Source organism: Chitinimonas sp., assembly GCF_036568685.1.
In the GTDB taxonomy this organism is placed as follows: Bacteria; Pseudomonadota; Gammaproteobacteria; order Burkholderiales; family Chitinimonadaceae; genus Chitinimonas.
In genome coordinates this window covers 1-21,421 of sequence record NZ_DATCSC010000080.1, presented here as the reverse complement: position 1 = coordinate 21,421, position 21,421 = coordinate 1, and the positions used below count along the sequence as shown (strand labels likewise).

General features: G+C 62.2%; 20 protein-coding genes. 5 read left to right on the top strand and 15 right to left on the bottom strand.

Annotated features, from left to right (window positions below; all coding sequences use genetic code 11):
- The 5 genes from iolD to VIM95_RS12250 form a co-directional block, all read right to left on the bottom strand.
- The gene (iolD, locus tag VIM95_RS12270; RefSeq protein WP_331986067.1) at positions 1-1,854 is read right to left on the bottom strand and encodes a 3D-(3,5/4)-trihydroxycyclohexane-1,2-dione acylhydrolase (decyclizing); all 1,854 of its coding nucleotides are present in this window, start codon (positions 1,852-1,854) and stop codon (positions 1-3) included.
- Positions 1,851-3,803, bottom strand: coding sequence for a bifunctional 5-dehydro-2-deoxygluconokinase/5-dehydro-2-deoxyphosphogluconate aldolase (locus VIM95_RS12265; RefSeq protein WP_331986065.1), 1,953 nt, complete (start codon positions 3,801-3,803; stop codon positions 1,851-1,853). Before VIM95_RS12265 ends, iolD begins: the two co-directional genes overlap by 4 nt.
- Before the next feature lie 11 nt (positions 3,804-3,814).
- Positions 3,815-4,606 (bottom strand): ATP-binding cassette domain-containing protein, encoded by a 792-nt coding sequence (locus VIM95_RS12260; RefSeq protein WP_331986063.1) that lies wholly within the window; start codon positions 4,604-4,606, stop codon positions 3,815-3,817.
- A gap of 5 nt (positions 4,607-4,611) precedes the next feature.
- The gene (locus VIM95_RS12255) at positions 4,612-5,775 is read right to left on the bottom strand and encodes an ABC transporter permease (RefSeq protein ID WP_331986061.1); all 1,164 of its coding nucleotides are present in this window, start codon (positions 5,773-5,775) and stop codon (positions 4,612-4,614) included.
- A 132-nt stretch (positions 5,776-5,907) separates the two neighbouring features.
- Positions 5,908-6,939: a sugar ABC transporter substrate-binding protein gene (locus VIM95_RS12250; protein WP_331986059.1), complete on the bottom strand. Its 1,032-nt coding sequence runs from the start codon at positions 6,937-6,939 to the stop codon at positions 5,908-5,910.
- A gap of 243 nt (positions 6,940-7,182) precedes the next feature.
- Here VIM95_RS12250 and VIM95_RS12245 point away from each other — a divergent pair, with 243 nt between their 5' ends.
- The 4 genes from VIM95_RS12245 (at position 7,183) to VIM95_RS12230 (ending at position 10,466) form a co-directional block, all read left to right on the top strand.
- A complete protein-coding gene (locus VIM95_RS12245) occupies positions 7,183-8,049 on the top strand; it encodes a MurR/RpiR family transcriptional regulator (protein WP_331986057.1) in 867 nt (288 codons plus the stop codon).
- Positions 8,039-9,028, top strand: a complete 990-nt coding sequence (gene iolG, locus VIM95_RS12240) for an inositol 2-dehydrogenase (protein ID WP_331986055.1) — start codon at positions 8,039-8,041, stop codon at positions 9,026-9,028. The genes VIM95_RS12245 and iolG overlap by 11 nt, the downstream gene beginning before the upstream one ends.
- 96 nt (positions 9,029-9,124) lie before the next feature.
- Complete coding sequence (locus tag VIM95_RS12235; RefSeq protein WP_331986053.1) at positions 9,125-9,955, top strand: substrate-binding periplasmic protein; 831 nt, start codon at positions 9,125-9,127, stop codon at positions 9,953-9,955.
- Between the two features lie 106 nt (positions 9,956-10,061).
- Positions 10,062-10,466: a DUF3224 domain-containing protein gene (locus VIM95_RS12230; RefSeq protein WP_331986051.1), complete on the top strand. Its 405-nt coding sequence runs from the start codon at positions 10,062-10,064 to the stop codon at positions 10,464-10,466.
- 24 nt (positions 10,467-10,490) lie between these two features.
- On the opposite strand, the gene VIM95_RS12225 is transcribed toward VIM95_RS12230, so the two are convergent.
- The 9 genes from VIM95_RS12225 to VIM95_RS12185 all read right to left on the bottom strand — a co-directional run bounded on the left by VIM95_RS12225 (position 10,491) and on the right by VIM95_RS12185 (position 17,902).
- Positions 10,491-11,078, bottom strand: coding sequence for a hypothetical protein (locus VIM95_RS12225; protein ID WP_331986049.1), 588 nt, complete (start codon positions 11,076-11,078; stop codon positions 10,491-10,493).
- Positions 11,075-11,695 carry an SCO family protein gene (locus tag VIM95_RS12220; protein WP_331986047.1) on the bottom strand — a complete coding sequence of 207 codons (621 nt, stop codon included), beginning with the start codon at positions 11,693-11,695 and terminating at the stop codon, positions 11,075-11,077. The genes VIM95_RS12225 and VIM95_RS12220 overlap by 4 nt, the downstream gene beginning before the upstream one ends.
- Positions 11,696-11,707: 12 nt before the next feature.
- On the bottom strand, positions 11,708-12,295 hold the full coding sequence (locus VIM95_RS12215) for a cytochrome c (protein WP_331986045.1): 588 nt from the start codon (positions 12,293-12,295) through the stop codon (positions 11,708-11,710).
- 14 nt (positions 12,296-12,309) lie between these two features.
- A complete protein-coding gene (locus tag VIM95_RS12210; protein WP_331986043.1) occupies positions 12,310-12,951 on the bottom strand; it encodes a cbb3-type cytochrome c oxidase subunit II in 642 nt (213 codons plus the stop codon).
- Positions 12,952-12,966: 15 nt separating this feature from the next.
- Complete coding sequence (locus VIM95_RS12205) at positions 12,967-14,592, bottom strand: cbb3-type cytochrome c oxidase subunit I (protein ID WP_331986041.1); 1,626 nt, start codon at positions 14,590-14,592, stop codon at positions 12,967-12,969.
- A gap of 76 nt (positions 14,593-14,668) precedes the next feature.
- Complete coding sequence (locus VIM95_RS12200; protein ID WP_331986039.1) at positions 14,669-15,106, bottom strand: group III truncated hemoglobin; 438 nt, start codon at positions 15,104-15,106, stop codon at positions 14,669-14,671.
- A 105-nt stretch (positions 15,107-15,211) separates the two neighbouring features.
- On the bottom strand, positions 15,212-15,676 hold the full coding sequence (locus VIM95_RS12195; RefSeq protein ID WP_331986037.1) for an Rrf2 family transcriptional regulator: 465 nt from the start codon (positions 15,674-15,676) through the stop codon (positions 15,212-15,214).
- A gap of 97 nt (positions 15,677-15,773) precedes the next feature.
- Positions 15,774-16,895, bottom strand: a complete 1,122-nt coding sequence (locus VIM95_RS12190) for a methyl-accepting chemotaxis protein (RefSeq protein WP_331986035.1) — start codon at positions 16,893-16,895, stop codon at positions 15,774-15,776.
- Positions 16,896-17,104: 209 nt separating this feature from the next.
- Entirely contained in the window at positions 17,105-17,902 is a 798-nt protein-coding gene (locus VIM95_RS12185; protein ID WP_331986033.1) for an SDR family oxidoreductase, read from the bottom strand.
- Positions 17,903-18,018: 116 nt separating this feature from the next.
- Here VIM95_RS12185 and VIM95_RS12180 point away from each other — a divergent pair, with 116 nt between their 5' ends.
- Positions 18,019-18,963, top strand: coding sequence for a GlxA family transcriptional regulator (locus VIM95_RS12180; RefSeq protein WP_331986031.1), 945 nt, complete (start codon positions 18,019-18,021; stop codon positions 18,961-18,963).
- Between the two features lie 66 nt (positions 18,964-19,029).
- Here the strand turns inward: VIM95_RS12180 and VIM95_RS12175 are convergent, their stop codons facing one another.
- Complete coding sequence (locus tag VIM95_RS12175; RefSeq protein WP_331986029.1) at positions 19,030-19,191, bottom strand: hypothetical protein; 162 nt, start codon at positions 19,189-19,191, stop codon at positions 19,030-19,032.
- Between the last annotated feature and the right edge of the window lie 2,230 nt (positions 19,192-21,421).

Genomic DNA, 21,421 nt, shown 5'->3' with positions numbered 1-21,421 from the left:
TCAGTATCCTCGCCGGGCCAGTTGTGCCTCATAGGCCTGCCGTGCCGCCAGCACCTTGTCGCTGTTTGATACCTCGGGCACCGCAACCTCCCACCAGCAACCGCCTTCGGCCGTGGTACGGGTCGGGTCGGTATCGATGCAGATCAGGCTGGACTTGCGGGCCGCCCGCGCACGTGCGAGGGCGGCCTCCAGCTCGGTGATGTCGCGCACATGCTCACCATGTGCGCCCAAGGCGCGTGCATGGGCGGCAAAGTCGATCTCGGTATGGCCATCCGGCCCTTGCAGGCAGTCTGCCAGCAGGTTATTGAAGGGTTCGCCACCACAGGCTTGCTGCAGCCGGTTGATGCAGCCGTAGCCGCGGTTGTCGAGCAAGACCACGATCAGCTTGAGCCCCAGCATGACCGAGCTCGCCAGCTCGGAATTCATCATCAGATAGCTGCCGTCACCCACCATGACGATGACCTCGCGCTCAGGATGCGCCATCTTCACCCCCAAGCCACCGGCCACCTCGTAGCCCATGCAGGAATAGCCGTACTCCATGTGGTAGCCACCCGGTGTACGCGTACGCCAGAGCTTGTGCAGTTCGGCCGGTAGCGTGCCGGCGGCGCACACCGCAATATCGTCCCGGTCCGAACCGGGACCGCGCTGCACTGCACCGATCACCTCGCCATCGTAGGGCAGGCCCTGGACTTCTCGTCGGCCGGTGATCCTGGCAACAGCACCGCGCCAGGCTTCCGCCTCTGCTTCGGCCCGCTGGCGCCAGTGGGGCTCGGCCCGCCAGCCTGCCAGACGGTGAGCGAGCGCCTGCAGACAAAGCGCCGCGTCGCCTTGCAAGGCCAGTGCACCGGCCTTGATCGCGTCGGGCGTGGCGACGTTGATGTTCAACAACCGCGCCTGCGGGAACAGGCTGTTGGAGCCGGTTGTGAAGTCCTGCAAGCGGCTGCCCACGGCAATGACCAGATCGCACTCGCGTGCCAATACGGTCGCGGCGGTGGAGCCGGTCACGCCCATGGCACCCAGCTGCAGTGGGTGGTCCCAGGGTAGGGCGCTTTTGCCGGCCTGCGTTTCTGCAACCGGAATGCCATGCTTCTCGGCGAACTGCCGCAGGGCTTCACCGCCCCCCTCGCTGTAGAGCGTACCGCCGCCAGCCACCAGCAGCGGCCGTCGCGCCTGTCGCAACAGGGCCTCGGCGGCCGTCAGCGCGGCCTCCGCCGGTGGGAGGGCCGCCACCTTTATGAGCGGTGCCTCGAAGAAGCTTTCCGGGTAGTCGTAGGCCATGGTCTGCACATCCTGCGGCAAGGCCAGGGTTACCGGGCCGCACTGCGCTGGGTCGGTCAGGGTGGCGATGGCGCGCGGTAGCGCTGTGAGAAGCTGGGCTGGATGGACGATGCGGTCGAAATAGCGCGATACCGGTCGCAGGCAGTCGTTGGCCGATACGGTACCGTCGCCGAAGTCTTCCACCTGCTGCAGGACCGGGTCGGGGGCGCGGCTGACGAAGACATCGCCCGGCAAGAGCAGTACCGGCAGGCGGTTGACGTGCGCCAGCGCGGCGGCAGTCACAAGGTTGGTCGCGCCTGGGCCGATGCTGGTGGTCACCGCCATCATGCGACGGCGGAAGTGGGCCTTGGCATAGGCAATGGCGGCGTGCGCCATACCCTGCTCATTGTGCGCCCGGTAGGTGGGTAGCTCATCGCGAGCGGCGTAGAGTGCCTCGCCCATGCCGGCTACATTGCCGTGGCCGAAGATGGCCCAGACGCCGCCAAAGAGTGGCTCGGGCTGGCCATCGACCTCGATCCTGAGATTGGCCAGGTAGCGAACCAGGGCCTGTGCCATGGTAAGCCTCACGGTATTCATGCTGCCTCCCTGACATTGCCCTGGCGACCGCCATGCCAGGCTTCGATCAATTGTTCGAAGGTACGGCGAGCACGGCGCTTGAGCTCTATATCGTCTATCTCTCCGCGCAGCCAGGCGAGGCCAGGCTCATGCCAGATGGTGCGGCCGACCATAAAGCCGCGGCAGCTGCGGCTGGCCGCGGCGGTGGCGAGGCCCTCGGCCAGCTCCTCCACGGGCGCATGCAGACCCAAAAGGACCACGCCGCGACAGTAGGGGTCGCGCTCGGCGATCAGGGCATCGATGGCCGGCCAGGCTGAGGCGGGCAGGCTCTCCAGCTTCCACCATTCCGGCTGTATGCCCAGGTTGTAAAGCCGCTTGAGTGCCCGCAGCACGGTATCGGGCGCTTGCGGTAGGTGGCGGGCAGGGATGATCTCCAGCAGGAGTTCATGACCGCTCTGCTGCGCCGCGTCGTACAGTGCCTTGAGCTGCGCCTCCTGCTCCAGCCGGTTCTCGACGCTGTCGTCTGGATGGTAGTAGGCCAGGCACTTGATCACGTGCTCCTGCGGCCAGCTGGCCAGCGTGCTGCCCACCGAGCGGCCACGGTCGAATTCGAGCGGGTTGGAACCGGGCAGCTCGACCGGCCGGCCTACCCACCAGCCGCGGCCTGTCGCGGCATACAGCGCGTCCTCGCCATAGCGGTCGTCGCACAGGATGCCGATATGGCCCTGCAGACCCAACGCCGCCTCGGTTTCTGCCACTGCGGCTACCAGCAGGTGCTTGAGCGCACCAACCCGGGCTTCCGGCACGCCGGCTTGCCGGCTCAATTCATAAAATTGGGCGCGATGGTCAAAAGCCAGTACGCACAGGTCGTTCCACTCTGGGCGTGGTACCGATACCCGGTGCAGGCGCTTGAGCACGGCATCTTCACCCGGCTGGCGCAGGCTCTCGGCGTGCGCGAGGAAATAGGCCAGCTCCACCTGGGTGGGCATGGCTGGCGCACAGCCATGGCGCGATACCACCAGGGCGCCGCAGGCGTTGGCGCGCTGGCAGCAGCGGGCGTAGTCCTCGCCGCGCAGCCAGCCGCGCAAAAAGCCGGACAAAAAGGCATCCCCGGCACCCAGCACGTTCATGACCTCGACCTGCACACCTTCGATGGTGAAGGCAGCATCCAGTGTGGCCGGTATGGCACCGGAGATGACGGCGCAACCCAGGGGCCCACGCTTGAGCACCAGCACGGCGCCAGGATTGATCTCGCGCACCTGGCGCAGGGCAGCCAGGATGTCGCGGCTGCCACCGGCAATCAGGAATTCTTCCTCGGTCCCGACGATGAGATCGAAGGCGGGCAGAACCGCCTGCAGCTTGCGGCTGACTGCCTCGTCCGCTACAAAGCGCTGCTCCCCCTCGCCACGACCGGTCAGTCCCCACAGTACCGGCCGGTAGTCGATATCGAGTATGGTCCGGACATCATGTCGGCGGGCATATTCCAGCGCTGCCTTGGCAGCACCCAGGGTCTTTTCGGTGGAAAGGTGGGTGCCGGTGATGGCCAGTGCGCGGCTGGCGGCGATGAAGTCCTCGTCGACGTCGCCGGCTTCCAGTGCCATATCGGCGCAGTTCTCGCGGTAGAACAGCAAGGGGAAGGTATCCCGGTCCTTGATGCCGAGCAGCACCAGGGCGGTCAGGCGTTCCTTGTCGACCTTGATCTGGCTGGTGTCGCAGCCCTCGCGCGCCAGCGTCTCGAGTAGAAAGCGGCCCATATGCTCGTCGCCCACGCGCGACAGCATGGCCGACTTCAGGCCCAGCCTGGCAGTACCAAAGGCCACATTGGCGGACGAACCACCCAGGTATTTGGCAAAGCTGCTCACATCCTCGAGCCTGGCGCCCAGGTCGCGGGCATACAGGTCTACCGCCAGCCGGCCCAGGCAGATCAGGTCCAAGCGGCGTTCAGCGGCGAATCGGGTCTGGTTTTCCATGCGCATCCGTCCTAGATCGTCACGCCTTGCAGTTCGGCCATCAGCTTCTGCATCTCCGCACCGCCGGCCATCATGTCCAGCACCTCGTCCTTGCTGATTGCCGACTTGGCGTAGGTACCGAGCGACTTGCCACGGTTGAGCAGGGTGAAGCTGTCGCCGATCGGGTAGGCGTGGTTGACGTTGTGGGTGATGAAGATGACCGAGATACCCTTGGCCCGGGCCCGGTCTATCAGCCGCAGCACATTGAAGCTCTGCTTCACGCCCAGGGCCGCGGTGGGTTCGTCGAGGATCAGCACCCTGGCGCCAAAGTGGATGGCGCGGGCGATGGCCAGGCACTGCTTCTCCCCCCCCGACATGGTGCCGATGGCTTGGTGCGGGTCGCGTACATGGATGCCCATCTCGGCCAGCTTCTGGCTCGATACCTCGGCGGCGAGCTCGATATCCATGACCGGTAGAAAGCCCAGCCACTTCTTGATCGGCTCGCGACCCATGAAGAAGTTGCGCGCCACGCTCATCAGGGGCACCAGGGCCAGGTCCTGGTAGACCGTGGCAATACCGATATCGAGCGCTTCCTTGGGCGAATCGAAACGCACCGGCTGACTGTCGACGCGGTATTCGCCCCGCGTGGGCTTGTGCACCCCCGCCAGGGTTTTGATCAGGGTGGACTTGCCGGCGCCGTTGTCTCCCAGGAGACAGTGCACTTCACCGCGGCGCAGTTGCAGGGTCACGTCCTGCAGCGCGATCACCGAGCCGAAAATCTTGCTGACGCGGTCCAGTTCCAGGATGTAGTCATTCGCACTCATGGCCCTTACCTCGATTCCGTCACGCGGCGGCGGATAAAGTTGTTGAAGACCACGGCGATCAGCAGCATCAGGCCGAGGAAGACCCGGAACCAGTCGGAATTGATATTGGTGTAGCTGATGCCGATCTGCACCACGCCGAAGATCAGCGCACCAAAGCAGGCGCCGACCACCGAGCCATAGCCGCCGGTCAGGAGCGCGCCGCCGATCACGGCAGCGATGATGGCCTCGAACTCTTTCTGCAGCCCCCGGTCGGCCGCAGCCGAGCCGATGTCGCAGACCTGCAGGGTGGCGAACAAGCAGGCGCAGAAGGCGGTAAACACGAACAGGCCGATCTTGACCCGGCGCACCGGCACGCCGACGTTCTTGGCAGCGTTGGCATCGCCACCGACCGCGAAGATCCAGTTGCCGATGCGGGTGCGGGCCAGGACGAAGGCGGCGACCACGGCGAGGCCGGCCCACCAGACGATGACCTTGGGCAGGCCGGCGACCAGCGGCCGGCCGTCATCGAGCTTGCTGATCCAGCCGTGGTCGGCAAACCACTGGAAGACGCCGTCGCCGACATGGCCCACGAACAGGGTGCTGGCGAGCCAATCCTGGGCCGCCATATCGCCGATACCGGAAACGATGGTGCGGTTGGCGAACATGACCGAGAAGGCGAGGGTCAAGCCGCGCAGGATGAACAAAAAGGCGAGGGTGACGATGAAGGAGGGCAGCCGGGTCTTGATGACCAGGTAGCCATTGAGCCAGCCCAGCGCCAGCGAGCCGGCGAAGGCGGCCAGGATGGAGAGCCAGACTGGCCAGCCGAAGTAGATGGGCGGGATGGCTACCATCATGCCGGCAAAGCCGATCATGGAGCCGATGGAGAGATCGAACTCACCTGCGATCATCAAAAGGCAGGCACCGATGGCGAGTATGCCGAGATAGGCGGCCACCTGGGACCAGTTGATGATGCCGTCGGCGGCGAACATGCCAGAGCTGCCGGCGAAGAGGCCGAACAGCGCAAAGATCAGCACCGTACCGGAGATGGAGGCGAACTCCGGCCGACTCATCAGCCGGTCGAACAGGGTCTGCGGCTTGACCCGTTCATCGCCACCGGTAGCGGTGGCAGGGACCTGCTCGGAGGCGGACATGGCGGGCACCTCTTTCAGGTCTGCTGGGGCGGTGATCATGGGGAGGCTCCTGCGCACGGGGCGGCATGCCGCCCCGTGGATAGACGCGATGGAACGCTTGGGTAAGCGCTGCAAAATTCCACCTGCTCGCGACGGCGAGGGAAGGGGTGTGGAATAGAACAGCGATCTTCCCTAGCGGTACTGGCCGGCGTACTGCTCTACCTTGCCGATGTTTTCCTTGGTCACAAAACCCGGGCCTGAGCCGATATGGCGCGGGCCATAGGCTGGTGCCAGACCGTATTCGGCCAGCCGGGCGGCGAATTTCTTGTCCGCCTTCAAGGCGGCTTGAACCTTGCCGATATCGGTAGTCTTGTCGCGCTTCATGATGGCCATCACCGCGACCGGGATATAACCCTGCAGATAGGGTTGCTGGTCGATGGCGAACTGCATGCCGCCGTTCTTGATGGCGGCGCTGATCTCGGGCGTGAGGTCGAAGGTAGCGAGCCAGATCTTGCCGTATTTGCCGGCCTTCTCCAGCGCCTTGAGCGTGGGGACTGCGCCGGAGGGGCCGACGGTCAGGATGGCCTGGGTGCCGGGGTTGTTGCGCAGATAGGCGCTGACCTTGCTCTCCACGGTGACCGGGTCTTCGCCGGTATCGAGCAGCGACTTGCTGATATCGGCGCCGATGGCATCGGCAAAGCCCTTGCAGCGCTGCATCAGGCCGTCGTTGGTGGCCTGGTGGTCGACGCAGACAAAGCTCTTGATCCCCGCCGCCTTGGCCTTCATGCCGGCGCCTTTGCCGGCCTCATATTCAGGCTGGCCCACGTGCATGATGGCACCCAGCGATTCGCTCTGCTGGGTAGTGCCGGAATTGATGGTGATCAGCGGAATCTTCTTGGCGGTGACCTTGCCCATGGCCGACTTCAGCACGTCGTAGTCGGCAATGCTGGTGATCACACCGTTGTAGTTACGCGCAGCACCTTGCTCGATCAAACGGGCCATATCGGCGAGGTCGCCATTGGGCGGGTTGCGGTAGTCCACTTCCACACCAAAGTCCTCGCCGGCCTGCTTGATGGCGTTCTTGATGGTGTTCCACCAGGAGTCGGAGTCGGGAGCGTGGCTGATCAGCACATACTTGTCGGCAGCGCCGGCACTGGCACAGGCGACGGCCACGAGCGCGGCCGCCACGGCACGCGTATAGCGTGTCTTGCGGGGGGATTGCATCGGTATGTCTCCTCTCCAGGATAGATTGGACCGGGTAACTACCCGCCGATGGCGGTGTGGCGATCTGCCGCATCGCCCGGAGACCTACCCGCCTGGAGTGCGGGTGATCATGACGCCAACCTTACGCCCGGCAATTTTCTATTGCAACTTTTATTCGCAAATTTTTTTCGTTTAGAAAATTGTTTCTGTTTTTGGTACCTCGGCGCTAGAATGCCGCCGAGTGAACGCAAGGAGCAGGACACCATGTCGGGGACCCAGAACGCCGACGATTTGATGGCACGCATTGCCGAGGAATATGACGGCCTGAGCAAGCAGCTCAAGGTGATTGCCAAGTATGTGGAGGCCCACCGCGGCACGCTGGTGCTGGAGCGCATCGCCGATATCGCCAGCGCCTGCGAGGTGCAGCCCTCGGCCATCGTGCGCTTTGCGCAGCGCTTTGGTTTTGCCGGCTTCAGCGAGATGCAGGCGCTGTTCCGCGATAGCTACACCGGTACGGCCGTCCCGGTGCCAAGTTACCAGCAACGCATACGCAGCCTGATCGATACCGGCCAGGACGAACTCAGCAACAGCGAGCTGACCCGCAGCTTTGTAGCGGCCTGCCAACAAGGCCTGGACGACCTCAGCCAGAATCTCGACCCGGCCCAGCTCGATGCCGCCGTGGAGCTGCTGCTACGCGCCGACAACATCTACGTGGCCGGTGTGCGGCGCATGTTCCCCATCGCCAGCTATATCGCCTATGCCCTGCAGCACACCCAGAAGCGGGTGCACCTCCTGAGCGGCCTGGGTGGCATGTTCCGTGAGCAGATCCGCTCCATAGCAGAGGGGGATGTGCTGATCGCCATCAGCTTCCAGCCCTATGGCAAGGAGACCCGCTACTGCGCGCGCGTTGCCAACCAGCACAAGGCCGGTCTGCTGGTGATCACCGACAGCCAGCTGAGCCCCTTGGCGCGTAGCGCCGATGCCTACCTGACCGTCAAGGAGGGGACGGCCTTCGCCTTCCGCTCCATGACCAGCACGATCTGCCTGTGCCAGGCGCTGTTCATTGCGCTGGCTTACCGGCTGGAATTGACCATCGAAGAGACCAAGGACACGGGAGGCTATGATGATTGAGGTTGCACTCTTTGGCGCCGGCCGCATCGGCAAGATCCACGCTGGCAATCTGGCGCTGCAGCCGGGTGTGCGGCTGAAGTATGTGGTCGACGTCCACGAGCCTGCCGCGCGTGAATTGGCTGCGCGTTACGGCGCCAGTGTAAGCAGCAGTGAAGCCGCACTCACCGACCCAGCCATCGGTGCCGTGGTGATCGCCGCCAGTACCGATACCCATGCTGACCTGATCCTGCAGGCCGCCAGCCGGCGCAAGGCCATCTTCTGCGAAAAACCGGTCGATCTGGATCTCGCCCGCGCCCGGCGTTGCGCGGCGGCGGTCAAGGAGGCCGGTGTGCCCTGCTTGATCGGCTTCCAGCGTCGTTACGATCCAACCTTCGCGGCGGTGAAGGCCCGCATCGAAGCGGGCGAGATCGGTACGCCCGAGATGCTGGTGGTCACCAGCCGCGACCCCGGTGCGCCGCCGCTCGACTATATCCGCAAGTCCGGCGGGATCTTCAAGGACATGCTGATCCACGACTTCGACATCTGCCGCTGGATATTGGATGACGAGGCCGTCAGCGTCCATGCCAGCGCCAGCGTACTGACCGACCCGGCCATTGGCAGTGCTGGCGACGCCGATACCACGGCGGTGACCATCCGTACCGCCAAGGGCCGGCTGTGTCAGATCAACACCAGCCGGCGCGCCGCCTACGGCTACGATCAGCGCTTTGAGGTGCTGGGCAGCCTGGGCATGCTGCAGGCGGGTAACCACCGGCCGACCGAGGTGGTGTATTCCGGTACCAAGGCTGTCTCGCAGGACCTGCCCGAGGCCTTCTTCCTGGAGCGCTATCGCGCTGCCTACGCGGTGGAGATGGCGCATTTCTTCAGCGCCATCCAGGCTGGCAGCGCACTGCGCACCACCATAGAGGATGGCGTGGCGGCGCTGGTGCTGGCCGATGCCGCTACCCGCTCCTGGCAGGAGGGTGTACCCGTTTCCCTCTAGCTTGCTGCATCCCCATTTAGCTAGCCGCCACCATCACTGGTGCTTGGCCGATTAGCAGCTAGACTGGCTATCTGGGGTGGCGAGCGAGAGGCGAGCGTGAGGGCAGGGTACCGAGGGCTGCTGCTGGGTTTGTTGCTGTGTGGCTGCCTGCTGGCGCAGGCGGCTTGCGAACGACCGCTGCGCGTGGGCGTGGGGGCCTTGGGTGCAGCCTACTATCAGGGGCCGGATGGTCCGCAGGGCATCGTGGTCGACCTGATGACCGAACTCTCGCGCCGCAGCGGCTGTACCTTCCGCACCGAGGCGCTACCCCGCCAGCGGCTGTGGGCCATGTACGCCAATGGCGACATCGACTTGGTACCGGCGGCCTTGAAGACGCCCGAACGCGATCTTTCCGGCGATTTCGTGCTCTACGCTGCTTCCCGTACCGACCTCTTGCTGCGCAAACGCCACAGTCTGGCGACCATACGTAATATGAACGACGTGCAGGCCACGCCCAAGCTCAATCTGGGCTTGGTTCGTGGTGTCACCCCGGCGGGCCGGATAGAGGGTTTCATACCGGGCCTGGAGCGGGCTGGGCGTATCGAATACTCTCCCGACTTCGACCAACTCTTCGTCAAGCTGCAGGCGGGGCGGCTGGACGCCGTGCTGGCGCCGGTGGTCTTCTACGAGCGCAAGCTCAAGGAGCTTGGGCTGACCGAGACCATGCGCGTCGTGCAACTGCCCGAGGCCGTGTTCAGCCCGGCGGGTATCTATCTGCAGCGCAAGCGTATCGAAGCAGCGGACCGTAAGCGCCTGACCGCGGCCATTGAATCCATGCGTGCAGACGGTACCGTGCGGGCCATCTACGCCAAGTACCTCAGTGCCGGCGCAGTCGAGTCCATCATGCAAGGCACGGTCGGCCTGTTGCCGACTGGCCGCAAGCGCTGAATCCAGGGAGGGAGGAATGCTGCTGCAGCATAAGCACCGTATCGTGGCACTGAGCTGTTGCCTTGTGTGGGCAGCGATGGGCGCCGTTCAAGGCAAGGAGCAGGGAATGAACCAACATGCGCGCGGCACCTTCGAGGTGAAGCTGGCACCGCAGCCTTCGACCGACCTGGAGCTGGCTGCGGTGCTGGGCCGCATGTCGCTGGACAAGCAGTTCCATGGCGAGCTGGAGGCCGTGGGCAAAGGCCAGATGCTGACCGGCGGCACGGCGATCAAGGGTTCGGCCGGCTATGTGGCCATGGAGCAGGTCAGTGGCACCTTGCAAGGCCGCAAGGGCACCTTTTTGCTGCAGCATAGCGGCACCATGAACCGTGGAGTGCCGCAGCTCAGCATTACCGTGGTACCCGACTCGGGCACCGGCCAGCTGGAAGGGCTGAGCGGCAAGCTGGAGATACGGATCGAGGGCGGCCAGCACTATTACGACTTCGATTACAGCTTGCCGTCTGCACCCTGAGGTCTGCTCTTTACCGCCATCGGCTCAATGCAGGCGCTGGGCTGGTCGGGTAGTGGGTTGCTCTCCAAGCAATAATCCGAACCAACAAATGACCAGTGCAGCGGACAGCACGATCAGTCCACTGCCAACTTGTGTCTGTTCTGCCCCCAGATAGCTATTGCAGAGCCTTACCGGTGCATCCTGGTAGAGTAGCCCGACGGTGGCGCTCATCATGGCCCAGCCGATCAGAAAGAAGGCTTGCATGGTGCGGACCGCCAGCGGCCAGGACAGGCGCAGGGCGAATCCAGTGAGGATCAGACTGGCGAACTTGGCGGCATCGACGGCCGTACTCGCCACGACCAGGTCCAGCAGGCGCGGGATCATCCAAAGACTGCTTACCCCGGCGGCCAAGGTCAGCCCGGTAATGCCGATCTGGTTGTAGCGACCCAAGCGGCCGCCCAGCCTGTTGGGCAAGGCCGGGACGAGCAGCGCACCAGCGAGGAGCAAGAGCGGAAACTGCAGCAGCATATGGCTCAGCATGCGGGCTTCCAGCAACTGCCTTAGCAGTGTCAGGAGAACAATCAGCAGCAGGCCTGCCGTCATCTGCCAGCGGGGTGTCAGGTGCTGGTTCATTGTGCCTCCGGCGCCAAGGCGCGAGCCAGCGCCTGCCGGCCGGCACCAAGTTCTTCGATAGCCGCCAGCCTCGCCTGCCGGTCCACGACGTGCAGTGCAGCGTTGTGCACATAGCCACCCATGCCATCTGATATGACCACAATGCCGAAACGATCAAGCACAGCCTGCAGCGCGGCCGGATCGCTGACGGTGGCCAGCTGCCAGACGGCAGGGTCGGCATGCATGCGCTCAGCGTAGCCGGCGAGGTTGGCCGGTGTATCGTGGCGTGGGTCGAAGCTGATGCTGAGCAGCCGTACCTTGCCCTGCAGGCCACGTGCGGTGATCTCTGTCTGCAGCTGCTGGAATTCATCGCCCAGGATGGTGCATAGGCTGTTGCAACGGGTGTAGATGAAGCCCACGATGGTTGCCGGCCTAGGCGGAGCCAGCCATTGGTCCAGCCGGGCACGGCTGCCGTCGGCGAACTGCAACGGGGTTGCGGGCAGGGCCAAGGGCCGGCGGGCAATGGCCGCACGGCGGGCCGCTTCCGTCGTCCAGTCCTGGAAGCCCCCGGTCGCACTATAGGCAGCAGCCAGGCAGGTCAGCAGCACCAACAAGGTAGCGAACAGGGTGCGTGCCATGCTCGTTGCTTTTCAACCATGCTTGAGCTTTTCAAGCTCGGTGTCACCATTCCAGGGCGTGGCGCGGTCCTTGGTCTTTTCGCGTTGCTCCTTCACCAAGGCGGCCTCTACCGGCGCGCCGGTATTCCCCCACTCCTTGCGCACATGGCTCAGTACGGCAGCCAGTTCCTCGTCGCTGAACTTGCCACCGAAGTTGGGCATCTGGCCCTGGTAGGCACCTCCCTTCACCGTCAGCTTGCCGTTGATACCATGCAGGAGGATCTGTACCGCTACCTTGGGGTCACCGTTGACCCACTCCGAGCCTGCCAGCGGCGGAAAGACACCTGGCACGCCCATGCCGGTTGCCTGGTGGCAGGCCACGCAGTTGGCGGTGAACAGCGCCGCCCCATCGGCCTTCTGGCCGGCAGGTTTGGCCAAGTCCGCCAGGGTGCGCTGGTCGCCCCAGCTGGGTTTGGCGCTCAGGTCGGCGGTGGCGATATAAACCACCGCCCAGGTAAAGAGACCGGCGATGGCCAGCAGCAACACCATGGGTACCGGCTTGATCCGTTCCGACGGGTCCGGGTTCTCGCGGGCCTGGGCGCGGGGTATAGGTTTCTTCATGGAGCGCTCCGGGCTCAGACCCCACCCGCTGGTGCGGGTGCGGGCGCAGGGTTGGTCGGGGCCGGTACCGGCAGGGACGGTATATCGTCCAGGGCGTAGGTATGGTCCAGTGCCAGCAGGTAGGCCACCAGGTCCATGGCTGCTGGCTTGGCCACCACCACTTCGCCCTTGGGGGCGAAGGCTGGCGGCAGGTTGACCAGGGTCTCGCCAGTCTCCGCCTTGGCCTTGCGTTCGAACAGGAAGGGGTAGGCCGGCATGATGCTGCCTGCCGTGTAGGCCCGTGGCTGGTAGAGGTGACCCAGGTGCCAGTCCACGCTGGGTTGTCGGGCACCGATGTTGAACAGGTCCGGCCCGGTGCGCATGGTGCCGAGCAGGATGGGCTTGTCGTAGTAGTAGTCGGCTGCGACCGGCGCCCGGCCCCAGCCGCGTTCAAAGTCCGGTGCCTGGGCACGGGTACGCGGCTGTTGCGAATGGCAGGCTATGCAGCCGTTCTCGATATACACCTGGCGACCACGCAATTGCTGGTCGGTATAGGGGCGCAGGGCCGAGGGCGGCTTGCGCCGCTCTTCTTGCAGATAGGGCAGGACCACCAGGGCGGTGATGGCAATGCTCAGGATCACCGAGCTGCCGACGAGTAGTTTGGTTTCGCTATGCATGCTGTGTCCTCGGGCTCAGGCGGTCTTCTGGTGCAGGAGTGGCGGCGCTTCCCGTTTGGGGCCGGCGCGTAGCACCATGAGCAGGAAGTGGCCTGCCAGCACGAAGTGGCCCAGGGTCATGATCGCCCCACCGATGGAGCGGCCGATCAGCCCGGGCTGGGTCACCTTGACCGAGTCCATAAAGGGCCGGGCGGCATCCAGCATATACATGCCCTGCATCCAGCCCGCCCAGGTCAACATCACGAAGTAGATACCAAAGCCGCCCACCACCAGCCAGAAGTGGACCGCGATCAGCTTGGGATAGGGCCACTCCCAACCGGTGATGCGCGGGGTGATGAAGTAGATCGCCCCGAACATCACCAGGGTCACAAAGCCATAGAGCCCCAGGTGGGCATGGGCCACGGTGAAGTGGGTGAAGTGAGTCACAGTATTGATGGAGCGCAGCGCTTCCAGCGAGCCCTGCACCGAGCTCAGCGTGTACATCATCCCGCCGAGCACCACAAAGCGCAGTGTGGGGGAGTGGATCAGCGCGCTGAAGTGGCCGCTGAGCGTCTTGTGCTGGTTGATGGTGAAGGCGGCCACCGGAATGATCATCATCATGCTCTGCACGATGGATAGCGCGATCAGCCAACCAGGTACCGGCCCGCCGATCAGGTGGTGGCCGCCGACCTGGCCATAGAAGAAGGCCAGGGTCCAGAAACCCACCAGCGAGAGGTTGTAGGACTCCACCGGCCGGCCAATGATCTTGGGCAGGAGGTAGTAGACCGTCGCCAGCGACAAGGGCGTGTAGAACAGGCCCAGCACATTGTGACCAAACCACCAGTTGGTGGTGGCCTGCTCGATGCCCTGGTGTACCGGCAGCTTGGCCAGGATCAAGAGGGTAGGGAACCAGAACAATGCCGCCCCCATATACCAGACCGAGACATAGAGATGGTCCACCTTGCGGCGCTGCAGGGTGACCACCAGCGGCAGACCGATCAGCGCGCCACCCACCGCCAGCCAGCCGGCGATGGGCAGGGGGATCTCCAGCCACTCCAGCCCGGTGTTGTAGCCGTTGGCGATGCCGATCAGGCCGGAAGCGAGCGCCACATTCCAGATCAGCGCGCCCAAGAGGGCATAGCTGCCGCCGACCAGGGGAGTCTTGAGCAAGCGCGGCAGCAGCCAGTTGCACACCCCCAGCGCCACCATGGGCGCCCAGCCATAGGCCACGATATTGAGGTGCAAGGTACGGGTGATGCCAAAGGTCAGCCACTGGCTGTCCACCAACCAGTCCGGCGCGTGCAGCTTGATCGAGGAGACGAGGCCGAAGGCCGAAGCCAGCAATAGCCAGATGATGGCGATGCTGAAAAAGGTCAGCGTGACCCGGGCCGAAGAGCGGTCGGCCGCGACACGTGCATCGAGTTCAGCCGGGTCGGGTGCGGCGTGCACGAGGCCGTCGCTATCCATATGGGCTTGCAGCGCAGCACGGGCAGCCGGGGTGAGGGCCGGCTCTTCAATGGTACCGACGCCGCCATCCTCGAAGATCACCCGGGCAGCCTGCTGGCCCCCATCGAGCAGGCTCTTGCGCTGTGACCAGATATAGAACATCAGGCCGATGATGGCGACGACAAAGGCGGATAACAGTATGGCTAGGACGTTCATGGCGGAGCGTTACTCCCTGTAAGCGTCGTACTGATGCCGGCGCGGCTTGATGCGCCGATCTAAGGTTGCTGCGTGACTAAGGTCGATCATCCTGCGGGATAGCCACGGCAGGTTCGGCCAGCGTGTGCTGCCGTCGCGGGCCGCCCTTGGCGAACTCGTGCATGGCTTTCAGCGAGAGGCCTATCCGCTCGGCGCGTTCTATCCAGCGGTCGGCCAGCGCCTCTGACAGGTGCGCCCTGACCACAGTGCGGAATAGGTCCAGCCATTCGGTCAAGAGGGCAGGGGTAAAGCCAGCGGCTTCGTGCTTGGGTGGAACGTTGTATTGATAGTCCAGATAACGTTCCCCGCCTAGGGTGACCCACCAGAAATGGGTCAGGTGGGATTTATGCAGCGGCCAGTCCTCCACAACCGCGAAAGGCTGGGCAAGGCTTGGGTGACGGACCACCCTATCGTAGAAGTCGCTGACGACCCCGGCGACGGCGCTGTGGCCGATTTCTAGTGCGATGTCACGCATGGCTGACTGTTTGCTCCTTATGAGTGGCGCGTGCAGATAATTTGCATTTAATTTGCAACAATAATGGCGTGCTGCTGTTACCCGTTCCTACAGCTTACCGCGCTCTCAATGCGCGGTAGGGTGGGTGTCCATCCAGTGTTTGTGCAGCTTGATGATCGAGGTTCCGGTCCGGTTCGCCACCACGTCGGCCAGGGTGTATTTGTCCATTTCCGCGTACAGGGCAGCCAAGCCCTTATCCAACACACCCTTGAGCAGGCAGTTACCGGTCAGTGCACATTCCACGCCGGCACAGTCGATCAACTCATCGCGCCCTTCCAGTTCCTTGACCACACTACCAAGCCGCAACTCACCCGCGTGCGGGGCAATACGCAGGCCGCCCTTGCGGCCACGGGTGGTCTCCACCCAACCGAGCTTGGCCATGCGGTTCACCACCTTGATCAGATGGTTGTGCGGCACGTCGAACTGGGTGGCGATCTCGGCGATCGTCACGGCCGGTACGCGGTCCGGGTCGCTCTTGGAGAGGTACATCAATACGCGCAGGCTCAGGTCGGTAAAGCGGGTCAGCAGCAAGGTGGTCTTCCAGACTTGGGCGGTTGGTTGTGCTGGATAATATGCCTTTACAATGCAATATTGCAACGACACGGTGCGCGGCGGCCAGGTTTCTGATTCATAAGGGGAATTGTGGCGTTCCGGCAGATTGCAGCGGGGCACCGGCCAGGATGCGCTGCAGCCCTTCCATCACGGCTTGATTGGCTTCTTCCATCTTCTGCGCGGTGGCAAAGGCTTCCAGATGCCGCCCCTGGTGGTAGAGGCTGACTGACTGTGCTGCGAAGTGGTGTACCGCGGCATGGGGGGCATCGAGCTCCTGGTAGCCGGGCAGGCTGGCATAGTGGCTGCGGATCTCGTCGTTGACGTACCACTGGCCCAGGCTGCAGGCATGGTGGTCGGGCAACTCGTCCGCCCGCATGGTGGATAACCCCATCAGCACCTTGTAGACCGCCAGCTTGAGCGTGATCTCTTCCATATTGGCCAGCTCCACCCGGCCCAGGGTGGCCGCCTTGTCGAGCCCTGCCACGCCCTTGGCGGCTGTGCCCAGCACCTTATCCATGCCTTGTGCGGCAGCTTCGGTCTGTTCAAGGCACAGGGAGGTGAGCTGGTTGGTGCCGCGTATGAGCTGGGTCGCCTCAGTGCTGTGCTCGCGTACATCGGTCACCAGCGCGTGTATCCGCTGGGTCGCCGCCGTGGTGCGCTCGGAGAGTGCTCGTACGGCATCTGCCACCACGGTGAAGCCACGGCCGGCATCGCCGGCCCGGGCAGCTTCGATGGCGGCATTGAGTGCCAAGAGATTGGTCTGGTCGGCAATCTCGCTGATCAGGCCCGCGATCTGGCCGATCTCACCCGTCCGGCCATGCAGATCATCAATCGTCTGCAAGGTAGTGATACGTCGCTCGCCTATCTCTCTTATGGTGCCAGCCATGTCGGTAAAACTTCCGCGGTATTCAGCTGACAGCGTACCGATGCGCTGGGCCGCATGGCGTTCCTGCATCAGGAGGTTGGCCAAACGCTGCAAGGAGAGGCTGGTGCTGGTCAGCGAATTACCAAAGCGGACTATGCCTTCGTGCAGGGTGCGCACCTGGGCGAGCTCCGCCTCCAACGCGGCATTGCGATGCCGCAGGCCGCTTGCTTCCTGCGTGGCTTCAGTCAGCTCGGCTTTGAGTTGGCTGTTCAGGGCGAATTGTCTGGCGGCTTCTTCAGCCAAGTGGTCATAACGGCGTTGCGTGGTCAGCATGGTCCGGCTTCCTGTCGCGGATGGCAGATTGAAATCAGAAAGGGGGTGTGATCTGGCGACCCCTAGGTATTCCTAAAAGATGTATTTAATATACATATTAAATGCAAGATAGCCAACCTGGGTGACAACTCCAGCTGACGAGTGGATGGCGCGGTGGAATGCAAACGGCCCGCCGCAAGGGTGGGCCGGAGCAGCACAGTAGTTAGGGATCAGCCCTTGCTGTAGCGCGGGGCCGGTACGTTGCGGGAGAGTTGGCCAGCCATGCGCTGGCGGGCAGATTCATAAATATCCCACTCTTCGATGGCATGCAACGAAGGAATGGTGATCAACTCTCCGCGCTCAAAACCCACCAGGGCAGCATCCACCAGTTGTTCGGCCGACATCACGATGTTCTGGTCCAGGTGCTCGACCGGCAGGCCGCCGGTTGCCCAGAACTCGGTGGCCGTGGCGCCGGGCAGCACGGCCTGGACCTGTATGCCCTTGCTGGTGAGCTCATGGTGCAGGGAGAGGCTCAGGGCATGGACAAAAGCCTTGCTGGCGCCATAGACGCCGTTGAGGGTCTCCGGCGCGATGCTGACGATCGAGGCGATATTGATAAAGGCACCCTTGCCACGTTGCACAAAGCCAGGGGCGGCGGCATAGGTCAGGCGGGTGAGGGCGGTGACATTGAGATCGATCATCTGGTGCATCTTCTCTACATCGCTCTCCAGGAGCGGTGTATGGGTACCAAAGCCGGCGTTGTTCACCAACAGGGTGATGCTGGCGTCCTGCTTCAACTTTGCTTCCACTTTGGCTAACTGAGCCTTGTCGCCCAGGTCGGCATCCAGTACTTCCACATTGCGCTGGGTGGCACTGGTAATACGTTCGGCCAGTGCGACCAGGCGGGCGCGGTTGCGGGCGACCAGGATCAGGTCGTAACCGAGCTTGGCCAAACGGTCGGCATAGATGGCGCCGATGCCAGAAGAGGCGCCGGTAATGAGCGCGGTGCCGCGTTGGGTTTGGGTCATGGTGATACTCCTTGTGCGATGGGTTGTCGGGTAGTGCGTGACGCCATCGTATGCTGCTTGCGAATGACCTGAATGACGTATATGGTGGTTATTTAAGACATTGACGGAATACGGTCATGCACCATATCGGCTACTTGCTGGCGGACGGCTACCAGATCCTGGCCCTGGGTACCCAGACGGTGTTCGAGTGCGCCAACGAGGTAGCGGGCGAGCCTTTCTACGCCCTGGAGAACTATTCACTGCGCGGTGGCGAGGTCCGCTCCTCGCTGGGGCTGGGCCTGCAAACCCGCCCGCTGGCACAAGCTGGGGTGATAGACACCTGGCTGGTGATAGGCGTGAACAATCCTTTGACCATGCCGCCAGCGGCCGGGGTGCTCGACTTTCTGGCCGGTACGGGGAGGCAGGCGCGACGCGTGGCGGGTATATGTACCGGCGGCTTTGTATTGGCAGAAGCGGGTTTGCTGACTGGTCGGCGGGCCACCACCCACTGGGCCTACGCCGGCGACCTGCGGCGCCTGTACCCACAGATTCAGGTCGAGGAAGACCGTATCTATATCGTTGATGGTCCTGCCTGGACCTCGGCCGGCATGACCGCCGGGTTGGATCTGGCGCTGGCCATGGTGGAAAAGGATCTTGGCAGCGAGGTGGCGCGTTCGGTCGCGCACAAGCTGGTCATGCACCAGCACCGCTCAGGAGGGCAGAGCCAACACTCCGAGATGCTCAATCTCGCGCCCAAGACGGACCGCATCCAGAATGTGCTCAACTATGCTCGCCAGCACCTTGCCTCCCCGCTCACGGTTGAGGAGCTGGCCGACACGGCCCACCTGAGCCCACGCCAGTTCACCCGCGTATTCACGGCGGAAACCGGCTTACCACCCGCCAAGGCGATCGAAGGGTTAAGGCTGGAGGCGGCACGCTTGATGATCGAGCAGAGCCGCCATACCCTGGAAACCATTGCGCGCGAGACGGGCTTTCGCGACCGGCGGCATATGCGCGAGGCCTTCTTGCGCGGCTTTGGGATCGCACCACAGGTATTGCGGCGGGGAGGGGAGCTGGAATAAGCACCTATCTGGCTTGCTGCGCCAGACAGCTTGGTCCGTCGTCACCCCAAAGACGGATAGAATGGGTTACTTCTGTATGGAGAGGTTTGTCAGGCTGAATAGCCGAGTCCACTGCTTGCCGTCACACAAGGCCGCACCATGGTGGCCCGTCAGCAGTATCACACCGTCGGCGACTGCAAGGCTGCCCGCACAGTCGCTAATCTCGACCGGCACATCGTCACGCGCCACATTGCCGTCCTTGAGCTTTTACAAGCCATAGTCGCTGCTGGCATAGTCCCGGTCACGAAGCTAGACCACGTTCTTGAAGGGCAGGGAGAGATCATCTTGGTAGATATGTCTCCACGTGCTTTCCTAGCCATGAAATACTTGGCCACTTTGCACAACGATGTAGACGTAGCTATCTTGGCCGCAGTAGATAGTATGCAAATACATATTCGACGGAAAGGCGATTTGCTGCCAGTTTGTACCACCGTAGTGCCACACATCGTCTTTGCCGCCCACCGCATAAAGGTCGGGCTCTGAAATATATCAAAGTCTTCGAAACCATTCCCCCCCCCAAAAAAAAGTGCCTCTTTGTCTGTGGATACCCCTGGATAAACGCCGACACTAACCCACTGATTCTTTGCTTCTATTTTGAATAGGCTATGATCATAGCCGCAATCATTTAGCTGGTCATTGATTTTCTTTAATCGAATGACGTCGCCGCGAAAGGGGGCATCGGAGTCTGTGTTCTCAAAAGCGCTATTTTCTGCGCCTAAGTCATACTCCTCGCCTAATTTTTCGACGTTAATGAATTGATCTATTTGGTTGCTTGATGAGTCGGTAAGTGCGTGAGAAAATCATGATGATTCGGTGTAATTAAATGAATAATTCCTGGGTGTTCCGGAAATAAAACAATAATGTGTGTTTCAGCTCATGGTCGAATGGCGTGGTTCTGTTTGTCTCGTATCTTTGCTTTGGCGAGAAATTAGCAATATTGTGGTCTCCTGCACGCGCAACCTACCAAGTTATACCCATTGAGTATTTTCTTATATTCTGCGAGAGTCGAGATGCCGAAAGGATATTTAGTTGCTGATTTCCTGTCGTCGAAAAATTCGAGTATTGACTCTTGATTTCAGTCATCTAAGACTGGCCTTCCAAACCGCAATGGTTAAATGGTAATTCCCAACTCACAACCTCAACTAGCTCTGCACCGTCAGGCTCATTCGTCAACATGCATCTATTGTCGGGCGAGATGTCAATAAGAGCAGGTAAAAATACTGCTTGGTTAGGTGAGTTTTTGCTCATCTCGCCCCATTACCTGCACTGACCAGTCCCTATGCTGTCTTCGTGGGTAGCGATGGTCATATGCAGTATACGGCGAGTTCCGACGTTTGACCTACTTCGGTGCACGCTACCTTAGCGTATGCACGGCCCGCAAGCGCGAACCCACCAGCAGCCTCTCACGAGACCACTGCTTTCTTCCCGCCCGCCCTGGGGGAAACGCCCCGAACTGGGCACGTCTTGGCAGCTGCACATGGCCCCCGAACTAGAGTTGGTCATGGCGGCTTCGGTACCCACTGGCCACCTAGTGCATCAACCAGCGTACCGCTTAGTGCGTCAGCACCCAGCCATAGAACTCTAGCTCTACCAGCTTATGCGTCTTGGAGCGTAAGGTGCGCCGCCCTTGCTGCAAATGGGTCTTGAGTTCATCGAACACTACTCCACCTGCCAATGCTCGTGCTAGCATCCCGCTGATTCGGCGGCCGGCGCCGCCTCTGCCGATAACAGGGTGATCATCAGGCGGTAGCCGGTCGATTCGCGGCTGGGCCTGGGCAGACTGTACTCGATGACGCGTACCGGGATACCGTCGATTTTCTGCCGATGGGCCCTGTCATCAGGGGAGATCAGGCTGAGATAAGACCCATCCGGCAAGGCGATAATGACCGGCAGACGACGTTTATGTGCAGGCTCTGGTAGCCGTTGACCACTGTGTCGGTGGCCTGGGCGACCTAAACGTCATGTCTCTGTTGGTGTATGACCGACCTCTTGCCGAGCGAATCGTCAGCGACCGTTACCCTTCAGAGGGACCGCACTATCTTGAAAAGGTCGTCCTGGCTTCCTTCGAACTGCCCGACCCTTCAGCGCTCGATGTTCAGCAACATTTGGCAGAGTTCGTCGAATCGATTTTACGCATGCTAATCGCGTAGATCGCGACGAAATTAGACCACTTCTGACTACTCTATTTGAGATCGCCGATGAGATCAACGCCGACGCTAATGCCACAAAAAGTTTCGGTCAGGAAAGTAACGAAATCCGTCTGCGCTGGTTGCTGCGAGTGACCTGCACCCCGCGTTTAGTACGGTAACGATGTAGAGTCCGTTCCATCAAAGGGAACGGCAATGAAGAAGCGATTCACGGAAGAGCAGATCATCGGTGTCCTAAAGGAAGGCGAAGCAGGCATGAAGCCTGCAGAGCT